General features: G+C 58.7%; 14 protein-coding genes and 1 tRNA gene. 7 read left to right on the plus strand and 8 right to left on the minus strand.

Annotated elements, in window-relative coordinates; genetic code table 11:
* Positions 1-689: 689 nt before the first annotated feature.
* Positions 690-2048, plus strand: coding sequence for a tyrosine-type recombinase/integrase (locus ACP2YO_RS11610; protein ID WP_426440997.1), 1359 nt, complete (start codon positions 690-692; stop codon positions 2046-2048).
* On the opposite strand, the gene ACP2YO_RS11615 is transcribed toward ACP2YO_RS11610, so the two are convergent.
* From ACP2YO_RS11615 to ACP2YO_RS11645, 7 genes are all read right to left on the minus strand, one after another.
* Entirely contained in the window at positions 2045-2362 is a 318-nt protein-coding gene (locus ACP2YO_RS11615; RefSeq protein WP_426440998.1) for a hypothetical protein, read from the minus strand. The two genes, ACP2YO_RS11610 and ACP2YO_RS11615, sit on opposite strands and share 4 nt — an antisense overlap.
* Positions 2363-2576: 214 nt before the next feature.
* A complete protein-coding gene (locus ACP2YO_RS11620; RefSeq protein WP_426440999.1) occupies positions 2577-3935 on the minus strand; it encodes a DUF2235 domain-containing protein in 1359 nt (452 codons plus the stop codon).
* Positions 3932-5458 (minus strand): SAVED domain-containing protein, encoded by a 1527-nt coding sequence (locus tag ACP2YO_RS11625; protein ID WP_426441000.1) that lies wholly within the window; start codon positions 5456-5458, stop codon positions 3932-3934. Before ACP2YO_RS11625 ends, ACP2YO_RS11620 begins: the two co-directional genes overlap by 4 nt.
* Positions 5459-5493: 35 nt before the next feature.
* Complete coding sequence (locus ACP2YO_RS11630; RefSeq protein ID WP_426441001.1) at positions 5494-6393, minus strand: CBASS oligonucleotide cyclase; 900 nt, start codon at positions 6391-6393, stop codon at positions 5494-5496.
* Positions 6393-6899: an HORMA domain containing protein gene (locus ACP2YO_RS11635; RefSeq protein WP_426441002.1), complete on the minus strand. Its 507-nt coding sequence runs from the start codon at positions 6897-6899 to the stop codon at positions 6393-6395. Before ACP2YO_RS11635 ends, ACP2YO_RS11630 begins: the two co-directional genes overlap by 1 nt.
* Complete coding sequence (locus ACP2YO_RS11640) at positions 6896-7378, minus strand: hypothetical protein (RefSeq protein ID WP_426441003.1); 483 nt, start codon at positions 7376-7378, stop codon at positions 6896-6898. Before ACP2YO_RS11640 ends, ACP2YO_RS11635 begins: the two co-directional genes overlap by 4 nt.
* 1 nt (position 7379) lies before the next feature.
* Complete coding sequence (locus ACP2YO_RS11645; protein ID WP_426441004.1) at positions 7380-8297, minus strand: AAA family ATPase; 918 nt, start codon at positions 8295-8297, stop codon at positions 7380-7382.
* Between the two features lie 255 nt (positions 8298-8552).
* On the opposite strand from ACP2YO_RS11645, the gene ACP2YO_RS11650 reads away from it, so the two are divergent.
* Together ACP2YO_RS11650 and ACP2YO_RS11655 are read left to right on the plus strand one after the other, a co-directional pair.
* Positions 8553-11705 (plus strand): tetratricopeptide repeat protein, encoded by a 3153-nt coding sequence (locus ACP2YO_RS11650; protein WP_426441005.1) that lies wholly within the window; start codon positions 8553-8555, stop codon positions 11703-11705.
* 322 nt (positions 11706-12027) lie between these two features.
* A tRNA-OTHER gene (locus ACP2YO_RS11655) sits at positions 12028-12102 on the plus strand.
* Between the two features lie 92 nt (positions 12103-12194).
* On the opposite strand, the gene ACP2YO_RS11660 is transcribed toward ACP2YO_RS11655, so the two are convergent.
* Complete coding sequence (locus tag ACP2YO_RS11660; protein ID WP_426441006.1) at positions 12195-13076, minus strand: transcriptional regulator; 882 nt, start codon at positions 13074-13076, stop codon at positions 12195-12197.
* Between the two features lie 87 nt (positions 13077-13163).
* Between ACP2YO_RS11660 and ACP2YO_RS11665 the strand changes: the two genes are divergently transcribed.
* The 4 genes from ACP2YO_RS11665 to ACP2YO_RS11680 are packed head-to-tail and all read left to right on the plus strand — an operon-like array spanning position 13164 to position 17360.
* Positions 13164-13631, plus strand: a complete 468-nt coding sequence (locus ACP2YO_RS11665; RefSeq protein WP_426441007.1) for a multiubiquitin domain-containing protein — start codon at positions 13164-13166, stop codon at positions 13629-13631.
* Entirely contained in the window at positions 13606-14799 is a 1194-nt protein-coding gene (locus tag ACP2YO_RS11670) for a ThiF family adenylyltransferase (protein ID WP_426441008.1), read from the plus strand. Before ACP2YO_RS11665 ends, ACP2YO_RS11670 begins: the two co-directional genes overlap by 26 nt.
* Positions 14783-15253, plus strand: a complete 471-nt coding sequence (locus ACP2YO_RS11675; RefSeq protein WP_426441009.1) for a DUF6527 family protein — start codon at positions 14783-14785, stop codon at positions 15251-15253. The genes ACP2YO_RS11670 and ACP2YO_RS11675 overlap by 17 nt, the downstream gene beginning before the upstream one ends.
* 1 nt (position 15254) lies before the next feature.
* Positions 15255-17360: a hypothetical protein gene (locus ACP2YO_RS11680; RefSeq protein ID WP_426441010.1), complete on the plus strand. Its 2106-nt coding sequence runs from the start codon at positions 15255-15257 to the stop codon at positions 17358-17360.
* Positions 17361-17400: the final 40 nt, after the last annotated feature.

The raw sequence follows: 17400 nt of genomic DNA on the forward strand, positions 1-17400 counted from the left end.
CAGCCGGTGCGCCAGGTCATGGACCAGCCTGGCATCGCCCGCGCACGGCCAAGTTCTTTCTTCAACGCTTTCCGGTCGCTCGCTGACAGCGGTGCCGGTGGTGTAAAGCGTGGGCTCTCCCGTTGAGCGGTGTGCCCTAAGCTGAACGATGGAACGGGGACCTCAGCCGCGGCTAGGTTGTCCGATGGCACGTCTGCCCGGAGGATGCCATCGTGCCGGTGATTTGCCCGACGAGTCAATCAAGTTCGGAAATGGCGTAACCCATTGATCCGGCTTGCATGACCTACTTTGCATGGGGTTGTTTTCGACATTTTTTGATGAGGCGGTTCCGAAGGGCACCAGAATGTCGACAATCAGCTCTGCACCCGGCAGGGTTCAGGCTGAATGGTGGACGCACAAGGGATCGAACCTTGGACCTCTCCCGTGTGAACCACAATCCGTAGACCATAGCTAACCAAATTCCGCCATAGTAAAAGCGCAGAATCCCTTGTAGCGAAGGGGTTTATTGCCGTAAGCCGCCATAGTTGCCCATAGCAGCCCCTACCGCATTTTGTATGCCCCGGCTGTGCCCTCGGTAAGTTTTTCTCCCGGGGCACACAGAGCTGGGAACGCAGAGGGAACGGTATGTGATCCGATTCTCGGGTCTCCCTCTTATGTGCCCCGGGGCACAAGGTAGAAGGGCACTAACAATGGAAACAAGCGGGAAGGATCTGAGTGCCGATGTGACGGCGAGCTACATGAAGCTCACTGACGCGGCGATCCGTGCAGCCACGCTGCCGTCGGGCAAGTCGCAGCACTATCTCCACGACACAGAGCAGCCAGGGCTTGCGATCAGGATGCGTGCGACTGGCGGCCGAACCTGGGTATACATGTTCACGAAGCCTGGGATGAGGGGCACCCAACGCAAGACGCTAGGTGCATGGCCCAAATTCAACGAGAAGGCCGCACGTCAGGCTGCCACCATCGCCGCTGGCGAGGTGGTCAAGGGTGTTGATCCGAACGACGCCAAGCGGGAAGCCAAGCAGCAGCAACTCGCCGACAAGCACTGCACCACGTTAGCCGCACTGATCATTGAAGATGGCCCCTACGAGACGTCCCTGACCGGACGCCAGGTGATCAACTGGAAGCCGGCAATGTCGGCGCTGCGACGTGGTCTCAAGGATCATTTCGCTCTCGCCATCGGCAAGTTAACGCGGCGGCAGATCATGGCGGCGGTTGATAAGATCGCCAAGACCGGCAAGCGCGGCGCAGCCAAGGACTTACGCAAGCATGTGCACACCTTCCTCGAATGGTGTGTCGGCGAAGGTTACGTCGAACACAACGTGCTCGCCGGCTATCGCGAGCCCAAGGAAACACGTGCGCAGAGGGTGGGACGCCGAACCAAGGGCCGCGCGCTGGCCGATGAAGAAATCATCAAGGTCTGGCATGCCTCCGCCAAGCTCGGAGCTTTCGGGCTATTGGTACGCATGTGCCTACTCGGCGGCCCGCGCCGCAGCGAGCCAACCATAATCAAGTGGCAAAAGCACATCATGGATGACCGCATCACCTTCGATGCGGCGTGGACCAAGATGGGCTTGCACCACGACGTGCCGCGCACCCACCTCGTTGACGAGGTACTCGCCACCGCCAAACACTTCCAGCGCGCGACCTCCGACCATGTCTTCCCGTCGCCGAAGACCGGGGGCCAGATGTCGGGCTTCACCAAGATGGTCAACCGTTTGGTCAAGGAAGCGCGTGTTGCCAAGTTCACCATGCATGACTTGAGGCGCAGCTTGCGCACCGTCATGTCACGCTGCGGCTACGACAACGAAATCCAGCGGCTATGTGTCGGTCAAAAGCCGCGTGGAATCGACCAGGTCTACAATCACGACGAACAGTGGATCATCCGCAAGATGGCGTTCGAAGCGGCTCACGACTACATCGCGGAATTGGTCGGCGCGAAACGGCTAGGCAAGGTCGTGCGCTTGCAGCGAACGAATCCTCTCGACCCCATCAAGGCCGAACTGCTCGGCCGTCTCCGCGAGCATTATGCGGCTGAGACGGCCTAGTTGGCTTTATCGCATCCGGCGAGGTAGTCGCGCACCGCATCGACACGATAGAGCGGGCGGCCATCGACGTGGCGCCATTTCAGCGGGTGGTTCGGGTGGCGCCGCCACTGCTCCAGCGCTCCTGGCGTGCGCCGGATGACCGCGGCCGCCTCTAGTGCCGTCAAATTTGAGCTGCCCGGCAGCGTATCTATATCGAACGTCGCGGGCGGCGGTGTGCCGCGGTTCTTGCGAGGGCGCTTCGCGGCACACGGCATTTGTGTACTGCCCGGTAACCCAAATGCTTCGACCGGCGTCTTTTTGTCCTTACCGCGCATGCTTGCGCCCCATGATGGTCTGAGGCAATAAGGTCGTAGACTTCTCCGGCAAGCAAGACATCAAGCGCGCAGGTATGGATGTTGGGTGGCTGTGGCGGACAAAAAGGACGAGCCGGTTCGACCGTCCTGGGGCCCACGGGGAGCGCTTCTCGCTTTCAATCCGGCAAATCAATAACCGGAACTGCGTCTTCGGCTATCTACCTGGCTTGCAGTGCTATTCGGGCACTCCAGTTGCGGGGTCGTCGGCCCGCACGGAAGTCTGCAACTGGGCTGGATCGACTTTCTTGCGCTGCGCCCATTCCACGAGATTCTTTGGCCGGTAGGTCGGGTCGGCTCGCCACCGCTTGAAGACGCTGGCGTCGATCGTTTCGTTGATGTTGATGTGGCTGCCATCGTCCCTTTCATCGGGGTCACGGCCGATGGTGCGGTAGAGTGGCGGAAAGACCCTGGCGTAATATCCGGCCAGGAAAGCCCCGTAGGAATCGGTGGTCGGTGCAGTCACCGAATCTCCGTCAAGATCGACTTCCGAGCGTAACGAAAGGCCGAGCAATTCCGCCTTCTTCATCATCCAGCGCAGGGGCGCCTGATTCAGAAGGTCGGTTTCGTAGCCGCCTCCCACGTTGGCATGCGCGCCCACGAACCAGCGCTGCTCGACGCCCGACAGCGGCCGCAGCGGAGGGACAGGCGCGCCGGGGTCTTTCGAATGATGGACGTCCCAGAGGGTGGGGGCGAAATCAGGCCGATGCTCGTCGATGGCGATGGCGTGATATCCATTCTGGATAGGCAGCCGCAGCCCCGTCTGAAGGTAATCGAACTGCGAGCGGCTGATGCCCCGAATGTTTCCGGCCGCAACGCCGACGGATCCCACGGTATCCCATACTCCGATCATCTTCACGTTCGCGAGCTGGGAATATTTGAGCAGCCATCGTTCCTGTTCGGTCAGTTTGCCGGTGTCGCTGGAAGCTTCTATTTCCTTCAGTTTCCAGATCGTTTCCTCGTTTCCCTTCCGGTAACGCTCGAACAGTTCAGAGACCCCGATGGGCGAGCCGGCCTTCAAAACGCCGTCGAGGGCGACCAAATTCGCCAACGCTCTCGCGGTGAACGCACCCCGACTGAAGCCGAAGATGAAGATCTCGTCGCCGTCATTGTAGTTCTCAACGATCCACTCATAGGCAAGACGAATGTTCTCATCGAGCCCTTGGCCGAAGACGCCACCCAAGAAGCCGTTGACTCCGATCTCGTAGTAGACGAGCTGGGGCTTGCCGTCCTGGCTCTTCGATGCACAAAGCGCCCGCATTCGCCAGACGTTCGTGTTGCTGTTGATGCTGTTCCACGTGCCGTCGAGGAATATGGCGAGGCGTTTCCTCTGCAGCTCCGCGCCCGCGAAGGAGGGCTGACTCCCGCTCTTCTCCGCAGGTCGTCCGATGAACACGCCGATCCATACGATGGCTATGATAGCAAGCAAAAGGCCGATGGAGTGGCCGACCCGTTCAATCAACCTGAGAAATTTCTTCATCACATGCTTCCAATTGGCCGCCGAGACGATGCGCGGCGGACTGAGGTCATGCTTCAATCCATGATCATCGAAGGTTGGTAGCTCTTGTTGCCGCGCCGATCGAAATCGAACTCGTAGACGACGCACGGCGCAATCGCCTGGTGCTGTTGGCCGAGATAAAAGACTATGGCGTTCGGCGCGGCGGCAAACATGTGCGCCACGGTGTCGGCGTCGTTGCCCTTGGTCAGCCGCAGGTGGTTCGCGAGGCTTTCGGCAAGGGCTGCCGCATGTCCGCCGCCCAATACGCCTCGCTGGCTTGGACCGGCCGGCAGCGCAAAATTAATCAGCCGGCCGACCTTCGGCAACGATGCCGAACAGTAGGCGCGTGCGGCAGCTTCAGCGGACTGCGCGACGCTGACGGCCACCGCGATCTCCTGCCCGTCGCCCAGCGCATGCTCGGTGACCTGGAACGCCGGAGCACCGTTCTCCGACCCGTCGTCTGCTCGCCACAGGCGCGAGCCGACACGGCCTTTCTGCACAAGCTCGATGGAGACCCCGGACTTCACGTCCAGCACCGAGCCGGCGATGAAGGCGACGGAGGCGTGGGCATCGAGGATCAGGCGCAGCTTCGGATTCTGCATGACCTTCGCGCGCAGGAAGCTGTCGACCTGCGGGCGAATGTCGCGCTGCCAATCGAGGTCGTCGCGAAGATAACGCTGTCGGAAGGAATCGGTCAGCAGAAGCGTGTTCTCCGGCGAGGCGCCGACAATGTCCGACGCGGGCCCGAGAAACGAGCGAACGGCGACGGGTAGGTAGGGGTCCGCGGCGGCGATGATCTCGGCGAGTAGCGCTTCGTCCTTGCACATCTGCTTGAACGTCTCTCGCGTGAACGAGTTGAGGCCGCGCTTCTTGAGCGCGCGCGCCAGCTCGTCGAGCCGGAAATCGGAGCTGGTGGGCGAGCTGGTGATGACGCCGACCGTCCTGGCGCGCAGCGTTATCGACTCCTTGAGCTCGTCGAGCGAGCGGTGTCCGTCGAATATTCGGAAACCGGTCAGCACCCCGCGCAGGGCATCGTTGTCCGCCAAGCCGAGGTGTTCACGCCACAGCTTGCGCACCTTACCCATCCGGCTGCCGTCGGTTTTGGTTCCGTCGAACAGCTTCTCGATCAGAAGGGACCGGTCGGTCCCAGAAATCAGTTCGGCCAGCGGATCATCATCCCTGATGCGGTAGGTCGTTAGGAACGTGAAACAGGCGCCAGGACCGGCCTTCTGCCGCGCCTCGGCCAAGCGCTGCAGGAGAGAGAACGTCTTCGCGCCGATAAACTCGGGATCGACGAAATCCGCGTAACCGAAGCGACCTCCGAGCTCGACGTGCCACTTCACCTGGTGATAATCGGCGGTGACGCGTTCGGGTCCCGATCGTGCCACCGGTGGATCGTAGCGGACGACGACATCGTCGAAGGCCTTGGGTCCGTCGGCCTCGAACGCCACCTCGACGATGCACGAGGTGCCTTCCTTATCCAGGAGGCTGAGGGCATTTTCCCAAAACACGCGCGACTGGTAATTGTCGCCATGCCATCTCGGTAGCACCGCGTCAGCCATGGTAGTGTACTCTGCGCTGGAGCGTCATGGCAGGCTCACGAGACCGGAAACTTGGGGCCGAACAGCGCGCGCCAAGCCTTGAGCGAATCGCCCTGCCGCCCCTTGCGGGCCAGGTCGATGGCGAAAGCGGCTTCGCGCTCGGCCGCCCGCAGGAGGTTGCGCGCTCGCTCCTTGCGTGCCTGGTCCATGCCGTCGCTGATCGGCGGCCCCAGTCCCGCCGGGTCGGGCCAAGTATCGAAGATCCGATCGGCCAGCGTCGCGAAAAATCCCTGGATCTCGCGGTCGAAGCTGCCGCCGAAACCGCCGTGAAGGATCGAAAGTGCCATGACTTCGATCAGGAACGACGGCTTGACCGGCTTCTCGCCGTGTTTCGGGTTGTTGTTCCAATATTTCACCATGCGCACCAGGCCCTTCCACTCGCTGGAATAGGCTTGATGGGCCGCGGTCGCCTTCTCGGCATGGGTCTTCGGGTTGGTCTTGATCCATTTGCCAAGATCCTTGTCCGGGATCTCGTAATCGTCGCCGGCCACGAACGCAGGGACGGCGTCCACGCTCATGATGCGGTAATCGGTGTTGTCATCGGCGTCGGCATGCACGCCGAAGTCGATGTTGATCGAACGGCCCTGCTTCTTGGTGGCCTTTTCGCCGTATTTGCCGACAAGGGCATCGTAGAAGTCGGTCAGCACCACCGACGGCGCCTTGGAACGATAGTCATGCTTGTTCGGATTCAGCACGAAGAAGATGTCGACGTCCTTGAGCGGCTTGGTCTTGGTCCATCGCGCATAGGATCCGGTCAGGAAATCGTTACTGATGGAAAACTTGGTGTCCAGGTATTCGCGCACTTCCTTTTCGCGGGACGACGCGTTGTCCTGTTCGCGCTGGTTCAGCTCCAGCTTGCTCTTAAATTTGTGGAACGCTTCGTTCGTCGTCAGCATCAAGCCCTCCTCAGGTACGAGGCGTTGCCGCTGAGACCGCTGTGCTCGACGGTCGTGCCGACGCTCTGGCGGACCATGCCCTCGGTCGAGCGCGCTTGGGCCTTGTTCCAGCCGGCGATGTCGTGACGTCCGGGTTTCGTCTTCGTCCGCAACTCGTATTTCGCGTCGCTCGGCGCCAGGCCCGCCTTGCGGATCGCGTACTTCAGCGCGTCCGTGTCGGCCCAAAAGCTGCCGTCACCGCCTGTCCAGCTGTAGGAGATCTCGATGTTCCATTGAAAGATCAGCTCGCCGGTCTTGGGATCGTAGATGTCGAGCATTACCCGCTCGAGATCCCCTGATTGCAGCCAGCCGTTGACACCGCGGAGGTTCACTTCCCAATCCCCTACGAACTCGGCGGGATCGAGCCCACTGAGGCGGATGATGTCCTTCAGGCTCTTAAGGATGTTCTCGGCCACGTAGGTGACCGAGTGCGTGTACGAATAGACGGAAACGGCGACGGCGGTCATGGTTCGAGCAATCCTTTCATGTCCGGCACCAGCGCGACCTGCGCCATCGCCGTTTTCTCCTGGTCTTGGTCGGCGGCGACGGCGGCGTCGAGTTCGCGTGCGGTGATCCGCGCGCTATGTTGCTTGAGCGCGCGCTGGACCCATTCGAGGTCATCAGCATGGCAGGGCAGCGATACCGCCCAGTCGCCCTTCAACGGGTCGTAGCCGAGCGCGGCTTCGTTGGCTTCGGAGCCATCGACCGCATCGTCGTCGAAGAGGCAGTAGATCCGCGTTCGTGGACCGTCGCAGGTCGCGACGATCGCATGGTCCTTCGGGGCATGGTCCGAGATGATACTGGATGCGATGCCGGCGACGTTCAGCATTTCCTTTCGTGCCGGATGAGCGGCGCCGGGCGCGAGCGCATCGACGACCGCGTTCCAGGTCCTGGTGGCGTCGCGGGCAGGCGTGCTGACGAAGGTGCGCCGGTAGACTGTGCTCATTTCAGCGCTCCGCCGCCGCGCGCGCGGCTTTCGCGCTCTTGGCCGCGGCCAGGATCTGCGCGATGGTGACCTTCTCGGGGTTCAGCGCGGTATCGATGTCGGTGGCGATCGCGCTTGCGACCATCTTGCGGATGGCGCGTCCGTCAAGCCCGACGCAGGCTGCAGCGCATTCCGCAAATCCCGGCTTGTCGACCAGCTTGCCGATGGCGGAATAGGTCAGGCCGAGCTTGGTCAGGCAATCCTTGAGGATATCCGTGCAGGCATCCTTGGGAGGAAGCGGGATCTCCAGGATGAGGTCGCAGCGCGACGTGAACGCGCTGTCGACCGCGCGCGGAAAGTTGCTGGTCGCGATGAACAGGAGCTGGGGATACTTCTCGGCGAGCTGGTCGAGCTGCACCAAAACCGCGTCGGTGGCGCGGTGCACGTCGACCGGATTGGCGTCCATGCTCAGCTTGGTGCGGTCGACCGCGAGCGTCTCGACCTCGTCAAGCAGCACCACGACCGGCCCCGCCGTGGCCGCCTCCGCGATGGCCTGGCTGAAAAGTTCGGTGACGGCACGCTGGCTCTTGCCCAGCGACGAGCTCGCCAACTGATGGGGCTCGACCTCCATCAAGCGGAACTTGTCCTGGGGGAAAGCCTTTGAGACTCGGTGAGCGAGACCGCGGGCGAGCGAGGTCTTGCCCGTGCCAGGCGGTCCGACCAGCAGGATGACGCCGTGCAGCGGGATCACGGTGCGCGACACCTTGCCACGCATGGAGAAATTGAGGGCTGCCTGAGCCAAGAGCTTCTGCTTGATCGCGGGCTCCAGGATGATCGACGTCCAGAGCGCGCCGAGCGCGTCGTCTGGAAGAGGACGGATGCTCTGAATACCCTTCGGCAGCTCGATTTCAGCGGCAAGAACCTTAAGTTGGGCCGTCACATTCACCTCCGGTTGCTGTTGCGGGTTCTCGCAGACGAGAACGCCCATTTCGTTGGTTCCAGCCCGGCGAGGATCATTCCAAGGTTCGTACGGGCGCATCACACCATTATACCTTTGCCAACAAATTTGTTGGTGACCATGGCTGAAGAATTACAGATTCGCAAGTCTTGCCAACAAAATTGTTGGCATGTAGGATGCGATCGTCGCGTCCGACGCTCGGGTATCTCGAAAAAGACAAATATTTCAGCGAGTTAGATGGCCCCAACGTTCAGGTTTAATCCCGGCTTCCAGTCGGACGAAGAGTCCGTCCAGAACTTCATTGTCCGGAAAGCGGATCTCGCCCACACCCTTAGGCCATTCCGCGACGATGCCCCGCTTCCACCTCGGGTCCTGCTCGTGGCGCCGCGCGGCGCCGGCAAGACAACCCTGTGCCGCCGCGTGCTGGCGGAAGTGAATCGCGACAGTACGCTGCACGCGCGCTGGCACCCCATTTTCTTCGGGGAGGAAAGCTACGCCATCACCACCCCGGGCGAATTTTTCCTCGAATGCCTGTTCCATCTTCAGGACCGCTCGGATGAGCGGACCATAAAGGATGTCTACGAGAACGCCCTGGCTCAGCCTGGCGAGAAAGAGCTCATCGATCTCGCCCTGAAGACATTGCGGTCCTATTCGAAGCGCATCGGAAAGCGCCTTCTGATCATCGTCGAGAACTTCCAGACTATCCTCGACGATCAGATCGGCACAGGTGCCAAGGATCTCCTGAAGCGACTTTCCGACGCCGACACCTTCGGCGTCCTGGCGACCTCCGTCGCGCAACTGATGACCGATGAGAACGTCGCCCTCCCGTCCGATTTCCTCCGACTCGATCTGAAGCCGCTTTCGCGCGAAGAATGCCGCGAGCTTTGGAATTCGCTTACGCAGCAGGACATCAAGACCGAACGAATACGCCCGCTCGAGATCCTGACCGGCGGGAGCCCAAGGCTGCTCCACATCCTCGCGGAGTTCATGCGGTCGCCTTCGCTTCACAATCTGATGGAAAACCTGAACTTCCTGATCGACCAGAACACCGAATATTTCAAAAGCCAGCTCGATCGCCTTCCTCCGACGGAGCGGAAGATATTCGCGGCGTTGCTGGAGGCATGGGATCCGGCCACCGCCAAGCAAATCTCCGAGGCGGCACGCGTGACTGTGAATACGGCTTCGACGATGCTTTTGCGCCTTGCCGAACGCGGCGCCGTCATCAAGAGCACCGGCACCGGCAAATCTGCCCTCTACTCCGCATCCGAGCGGCTTTTCAACATCTACTACCTGATGCGCCGCCGTAGCCACCCGTCCAGCCGCGTCCGCGCGCTGGTGTCGTTCATGACCGACTACTACGACCGCGACGAACTGATCGACACGGCCGCGACGCTTGCCCGTGAAGCCTGTTCGGTTCGTCCCGACAGCCGCATGGACTATCACGCGTTCTATGACGCCATTTTGGCACGCGTCCCGACGTTGGTCCCGACCCTCTTGGAACGAACGCCTCCCGACTTCCTGACTTCCTTTACGGCACACCAGAAGGCAACGGCCGAAACAGCCCGGGCGCAAGCGGCGCTGCCCATGGCGGAGCCCAGAGGAGCCGACGACGCGCTGGAGAAGTTGCTGAACAGGGCCGAACGGTCTGCGGAAGATGGTGACATTGAGCAGGCCATCCAACTGTATCTGGAAGCAACCGAATTACGCCCAAATGCCATGGCGCCGAGGATGAGGCTTGTCTCCCTCTATCTCAGCGAAGATCGAACCAGTGAGGCGATCAACGCGGCCGGCGAAGTCATTAGGCTGCATCCCACGAACCCTTCGGGCTATTCAATCCAGGGCTTGGCCTACCTGGTTGCAGGCGAGACCGACGCGGCCGAAACGGCCTTCGAAACTGCGCTCCAAATCGATGCCAACTACGGTCTGGCCATTGGTGAGCTGGCAGCGATCAAGGAAGCAAAAGGACAGCGAGAGGCGGCGATCGAGCTTTACGAACGAGCACATCGGCTCGACCGCCTGACCGACGGCGCCCGAGCCGCGTACGCGCGCATCTTGCAAGACGAAAGCCGGACGAAGGACGCCGAGGACCTGCTGCGCGACGGTGTCGACGAAGAAGAGCATATCCAGAGCCGCCGGGCACTCGTCGAGCTGCTGAGCGATACGGACAGGCAGCAGGAAGGAATCGATCTGCTCCGACGCGCCGCCGAACGACACGAAGATTGGCGGCTCTGGGCCGACCTCGGCTCATTCGTCCTCGCGCGCGACGGAAACGACGAAGACGCCGCCGATGCCTTGGAAAAATCAATCGCGCTCGGCGCCGAAGATCCCATGGTCTTCGTCAGCTATGCGCGAGCCCTGCAACGGAACGGCGAGCCGGCACGGCGTCTCCTCGATGTCGCGCAGGCGCTGATCGAGAAACTCCACGATGACCGCGATGCATGGACGCATGCCGTCTTCCTTGCAAGTGCGGGCGGCGACAAGGCGGTCGCCGAGGCGTATGCCCGCAAGGCGCTGGACAACGACAACGACGACGCGCGCAGTTGGCTGACGCTGGCCCTCCTCCTCCGATCGTTGCCGAAGCGGACGTCCGAGGCCGAAGAAGCCTTCCGCAGGGCCGCAGAGCTCGGCCAAAAGGACGGATTCTGCTCAGCACTGCACATGCTCGCCGAATTTCTCGTCCACCGCGGCGAGGAAACGGCTGCGCAGGAAGCGATGACGGCATGGTTCGCGGGCGACATGCCCTGCTACTGCTGCGCCGTACTCGAAGGCGACATCGCGGCACGAAACGGCAATCCCGAGAACGCCAGCCGTGCCTATCGAGGTGCGCTCGAGTTGCGAAAAGACGGCACCCAGGCGCTGACAGGACTGTCCCGCTGCGTGCAACGCGCAGAAGGCGAGGAACTGATAGCGCGCGCGATGGCTTCCGATCCTTCCGATCCCCGGTGCCTGCTTGCGCGCGCACGGCTTCGCCAAGACAACTTGGACAGCCAGATCGAAGACGCGTCCGAAGCGATACGATTGTCGCCAGCTTATGCAGAGGCGCACCTCTTTCTCACGCAAGCCCTGGTTCGCCACAACGAGGCCGAGCGGGCACAACGGCATCTGGAGCTTGCGCTGAAGGAACTGCCTCAGCAGCGTGAACTCACTTCCATGTTCGTGGATGCAGCCATGGCCGTGGCGGCAGCGGGCCACGGCGACGGCGTGAGCAGCATGCTCGCAAAGGACGAATTCGGATCCACCATGGAGCCTCTGATCATCGCGCTCAGAATTAAACGCGGAGACAAGCCGATCGTCGCCAAGGAGGTCATGGAGGTCGCGCTGGATATCGCGAACAACGCGCGGTCGTCAAAAGGCACCGCGCCGAAGCCGTCGTCGAATGACAAATCTTGATGACCTCATGACGAGCGCCGAACCACCGACGCCAGCAGATCCCTGAATGCCGGCGCTCGCGAACCAGCACTATGTCTGGGCCTATTATCTGAGAGCTTGGGCCGCGGAACGATTTTTCTGTTGGCGACAGTCTGAAAAAAGCTCTTTCCGAAGCTCGTGGCCAATGAGCGGGATTTCTACAAGACCTGCCGGCTATCCCGCCGGGCGCCAATTCGAACAGTTGCTTGAGATCGTGCTCACAAGAGGTCGATCAGGACAGATATTTTTCAGTGAATACCATTCCACCCGCGTTCATGAGAGTTCCCGGGCCATCCCCCAGTAACGCGGGATGGAGCAGGCCGGCAGTTCGTCAGGCTCGTAAACTTGAGATCGCTGGTTCAAATCCAGGCTCCCGCAACCGGCCTTGTTCGATGGAGGAGGGCGACCAACATCGTTCCTTATTTTTGAATCGTCGAAAGTCACTTAGTGATTTCGCGTTTCGCGCCGAAGTTATATCTTCGTTTGTTTGAGGGCGCGTTGAAATTCAGCTTTGTTTGAAAGAACGATAGGCCTTTCTTTGGGGTCGTCCAACTTCTCGGCCACGTCAAGCCGAAGGCGTTTATTGAAGTAGTAGAGGAGTGCGCGTCGGACCGGTAGGTGCAGCACACCATCAGTCATTCCATAGTCCCAGGCGATAGTTTCTTGCTGACTAGTTGTGAGTTCTGGATTCGGAACGAGAACGACGTCAAAATACTCATGCCAGTGTTTGTCCTCACTTATCAGCTTGCCAGGTTCAATTTCTTCACCTAGCTCGAGGATGCGCGACAAAATAAAATCCTTGAAGATCATTTCGATGTGACAGTACGCGCGCACATGCCATCTAAGACCATCGAAAGCAAACGCATGGGGCGTAATGGCTCGCCAAAGCGGCAGCGGCCATGTTGAGTTCATGGAATGATAAAAGACCCGCAAGCCTCGCTGGCCGCGAATAGTCCTAAGAAGTGGACGCAAAATATTCGGATCCACGCGACGATGCGGAATGGGCATCGCATCTATCGTAGGCATCCTTCCGATGCCCGTATCGGACAAAGATATAACCTGGTCTGCTATCGCCTTGAGTTGAACGAGATAACGATCAGCGTTGGGCTGGAAAATCGTCGGCGTGAAGTTCTTGGTCGCCACGAAGCATTTTTGCGACGCGTCATAGTCCAAGTTTTGCGGTGCCGCCTGCTTGTAAATTGCGAGATCCGCTGATGCCTGTGTAGGCGAGACATTGAACCGATCGACAATGTCGCCGCGGTTCAATTTGCCGTCCCAGAAGAGCCGAAACTCAATAAATTCAAGACGTTGGTCAGCTCCCCAACGCCGTTTACTTTCATGTTGATTACTCATCGTTCAAATTATAGCTCAAGTTACTTGACTATTCAATAAACTTGATATATCAAGAAACTTGACTAGTTAACGCCGAGGAGCACCGCCATGAGCGCCGACGATAGCAGCCAAAAAACACGCATCCACGTCGATGGAAGGCCTCTTGAATTGCCAAACCCTATCCCGGGCGAGGCGCTCTACGCGGCTGCCCATGTGCCGGAGGGCGAAGTGTTCTACCGCGAGGTGACCGGCGATCGCGAAGATGAGCTCATTTCGAAAGATGCACCAAGCATCAGGCTCGTCCAGGACGAACACTTCTACGCGAGTCATCCCCACAAGGTTGAGCATGTGATCATCGTCAATGCGCGGCGCAAGACGGTGACGGGCAAGAAGATCTCGTTCGAGCGTGTTGTGAAGCTCGCCTTTCCGGAGACGCAGCCGTCGCCGCAAACTGTTTACACGGTCGCCTATAGCAACGGGCCGGCTCGCAACCGCGAAGGCAAAATGGTCCCCGGACAAACCGTAAAAATCCAAGACGGAATGGTTTTCGATGTCACAGAAACCAGTCGATCGTAATCCCGATCTTCTTCGACTTAGGGATGAGGGTTATAACATCGACGTACGCGATGGGTACCTTGTGGTAACCGACATCCCGTACGTCGATGCTCAAAAAAACGTTTGCCGCGGCACGCTGGTTAGTGAGCTTACAATGCTCGGCGATCGTGCGCAGCAACCGAGCACTCACGTCATCCACTTTGAGGGGGGCTTCCCGTGTACGAACGAAGGAGCCCCAATCGAGGCTGTGCGGAACCAGAGCCAACGACAGCAGTTAGCGCCTGGACTCTTTGTGGACCACGCATTTTCAAGCAAGCCGAAGGTCGGTCACTACAAGGACTATTACGAAAAAGTCCGGACTTACGCTGACATTTTAGCCGGGTATGCGCAAGCAATCGACCCCGCTGCATCACCGCTCTTCGTGCGGCCGCTCATCAGCACCGAAGACAGTGCCGCTTTTCAATACATTGATACAGCTTCGAGCCGTGCTGGCATCGCGCTTCTCAGCCAAAAGCTGATGACGTCCAAGGTTGCTATCGTGGGTCTGGGCGGGACGGGATCATACCTTCTCGACTTGTTGGCAAAAACGCCGGTTGGCCAGATCCATCTCTTCGACGGTGACAGGTTTTTTCAGCACAATGCTTTCAGAGCGCCAGGTGCACCGTCTAGCGATGAGCTCGAAAAAGGTATGTTGAAGGTCGACTACTTCAAAGCGATCTATTCCCGCATGCATCGTGGAATCACCGCTCATCCCAATTTTGTTGGTCGATCAGAATTGGGTTTCATGCAGACAATGGATTTTGTCTTCATTTGCATGGATTCTGGACCAGCAAAGAAAATGCTAATCGATACATTGCACGTTGCTGATAAGCCTTTCATCGACGTCGGTATGGGGATCGAACTCGCCGACGATGTCCTGACAGGTATCGCTCGGGTCACGACTTCGACGCCTGGGCATCGTGATCACGTTTGGGATTGTATTTCGTGCGCGGATAACGCGGCCGAAAATATCTATACTCGCAATATCCAAATCGCCGAAATGAACGCGTTGAATGCGGCGCTGGCGATCATCCAATGGAAAAAACTCTGCGGCTTCTATTTCGACCCCAGCCCGAGCTTCAACACCACTTATGTGATTAGTACGAATAAGTTGCTGAAAGATGAGGGCGACGATGACATCGCGGCATAAGCACGGAACGTTGTCGCAAAGGCGATTGTCCTACTCACATGTCTTTGTAGATACCCTCCCAGACAAGCTAGACGAAGGCATCCTTTATGTGTGCATTAAGTACGCTACCTCGGCGCATAACTGTCTGTGCGGATGCGGACGCGAAGTAGTGACGCCGATACATCCAACGAAATGGCAGCTCACTTTCGACGGTATCAATATCTCATTGTATCCATCTGTCGGCAGCTGGTCGCTAGCTTGCAAGTCGCACTATTGGCTGCAAAACGGTCGTGTGTCGTGGGCGGATAGTTGGTCGGACGAAGAGATTCAGGCTGCACGCGCGGGCGATCTGACCGCGCAAGACAATTTCTTCGGAAAGGCAGGTGCTCAACCCGCGTCGCCGCCTAAGACGATAGTCGCGCAGCCCGCATCATTTTGGCGCGCAGTCGCCGATTGGTTTCAGGGGAAGCAATAAAATGTGGAACATTGAGGAATTTTGGAAGCAGAAGCTTGCAGGTGCCGAGAACGCTGGGATCAGCAAAATAGCAGGCTGGTCCTCAAACACCTTGGAGATGCCCGGCTTCGTCGAGCCAACACTGTCGCTGGTCGAGGGCGATCCCTCAGATGCGCAGTTATTCATTATCGCCGCTCCGGGTGCGGTCGGTAAAAGTTCCTACGCTAGGGCGCTCGCCGCCGCTACCAAATCCGTCATTGTGGACCTGGCCAGAACAGCGCCGCTGGGTGGGGGGTTCTTCAAAGGCGAGTTGGCAAATGCATTTGGACTTGATGCCCTGTCAAACGCCGGCAAGGGGAAGATAGCTCTGGTAGTCGATGCGCTCGATGAAGCCCAAATGCGAGTGGGACCTCAAAGTTATGAAGCAGGTCTCCTCGACTTGGCGGGAATCGCCGGTAGCGCTTCGGCATTGCCAGCGGTTCTCCTTGGGCGCGCTCTGGCGGCAGAAAACGCATTTTTGCTGCTGACCGCAAACGGGTTCAAAGTTGCCCTCTTCAAGGTCGAGTTTTTTGGCGACGATCAAGCGGCTCAATATCTGATCAACAAATTGCCGATCGTTGCAGCGCGCTCCGAAAAGGTCGCCGCAGCGTTCCGAACCCACGGTGACGTTTTTCGCGAGCTTGCGGAGTCGGCCAGAGTGAAGCTGAAAGCGCTTGCGGGATGCGATCAAACCAATTTCGCTGGATATGCGCCGGTGCTCGACGCCATCTGCGAGTTTGCTCTTGAAGGAGACGGCCTTAACCCAAAGGCCAAAATGGCAAAACTAACGTCGGCGAGCCAGATAGACCTGATTGACGACATCACGCTGTCGATTCTCGAACGTGAACAAGAAAAGCTCCGAGGTCAGTTCCAAGAGCAGCATGCCGATGCCTCGGCCAGTACGCTCAGTAAGTTATATACTGTCGAAGACCAATTAGAGCAGGTCTCGTTTAACTTGTTTGGCGGAACAGCGCCGCCGTATCCAGAACTCCCGAAGGAGGCTTACTACACAACCTATCAGGAGATGGTTGAGACTTTTGCGCCACAACACCCGTTCGTTTCCGCAAGCGGAGCAGCTTCGAATCCTGTGTTTGCCGCTTTTGTCGTGGCCTGGGCGTTGAGAAAATCGGGTCACGCAGATCTCGTCCGAAAGGCCGTGCTTGCAAAACCTAACCTCATGTCAGGTATTTTCTTCGAACTCTATGATCGTCAACTGCAGTCAGAGCCGGGAGCGAAGATGCCTTTGGCTGACGTTGGCATCCTTTATCAGGCGCTGAATTCGCAAATTACACCAGGTCAGCGCGTGCAGCTCGAGGTTTTGGACCAAGATGCTTCGACTATCGAGGTCAGTTTTGAAATCTTAGCAAAGGTCGATTCGAAGGGCGATCCGCTCGATGGAAAGACTTGGGGACCGTACCCGAGCGAAAATGATTCAATGCTCGAACTCCACTCGCCATTTTCAAATGTGTACGTGGACGCTCCAATAATGATGCAGTTGGGCGACGGTATCGTTCAGCAGATTGGCGCGCCCACCGAACTCGCCGTCCAGGCACTTATGATCTCGGCGAAACAAGTTCTAGTGCACCCAAATGCAGCGGATGCTGCAAAAGAATTTCAAACTGCCACAATCTTTGCCGAAGAAGCCGACCTCACTGGTGTTCAGACCGTGACCGTACGCGACGGAGCGACACTTTCGGTTTCCTGGCCGAACGCCACCATCTTCCCTTGGAATAGCCACGTCGTCGACATTCCGGCTGCTGCCGACGAGGGAGTGGACTTCATGCGACGTCGTGTGAGACGGATTCTTACAGCTTTTCGCTCTCACAGTAAGGGCGCGCTTGTACGGTTGGCAGCCAAGATTGATTCTAATCGGATGACCAAAGATGAACGCGGAGTAGCTCTCGTCGACAAGCTCATAAAGGATGGAATCTTGGTTCCGTTCGACGCCGGAAAGTTCTACCGGCTCGACCAGGATATCATGGGCAAAGTGATGGGGGTTGGATATCATGACTTGGCTCAATCTCGATTCACGCCGCAACTAGACTCTTATTTGACCGACGTATTGGCAGGTATGCCCAAGGCGAGATGACTCGTAATCGACAACCGCAAAGACCGGTTCTCACCCGCAT

It is taken from the genome of Bradyrhizobium genosp. P, assembly GCF_049949265.1.
In the GTDB taxonomy this organism is placed as follows: Bacteria; Pseudomonadota; Alphaproteobacteria; order Rhizobiales; family Xanthobacteraceae; genus Bradyrhizobium.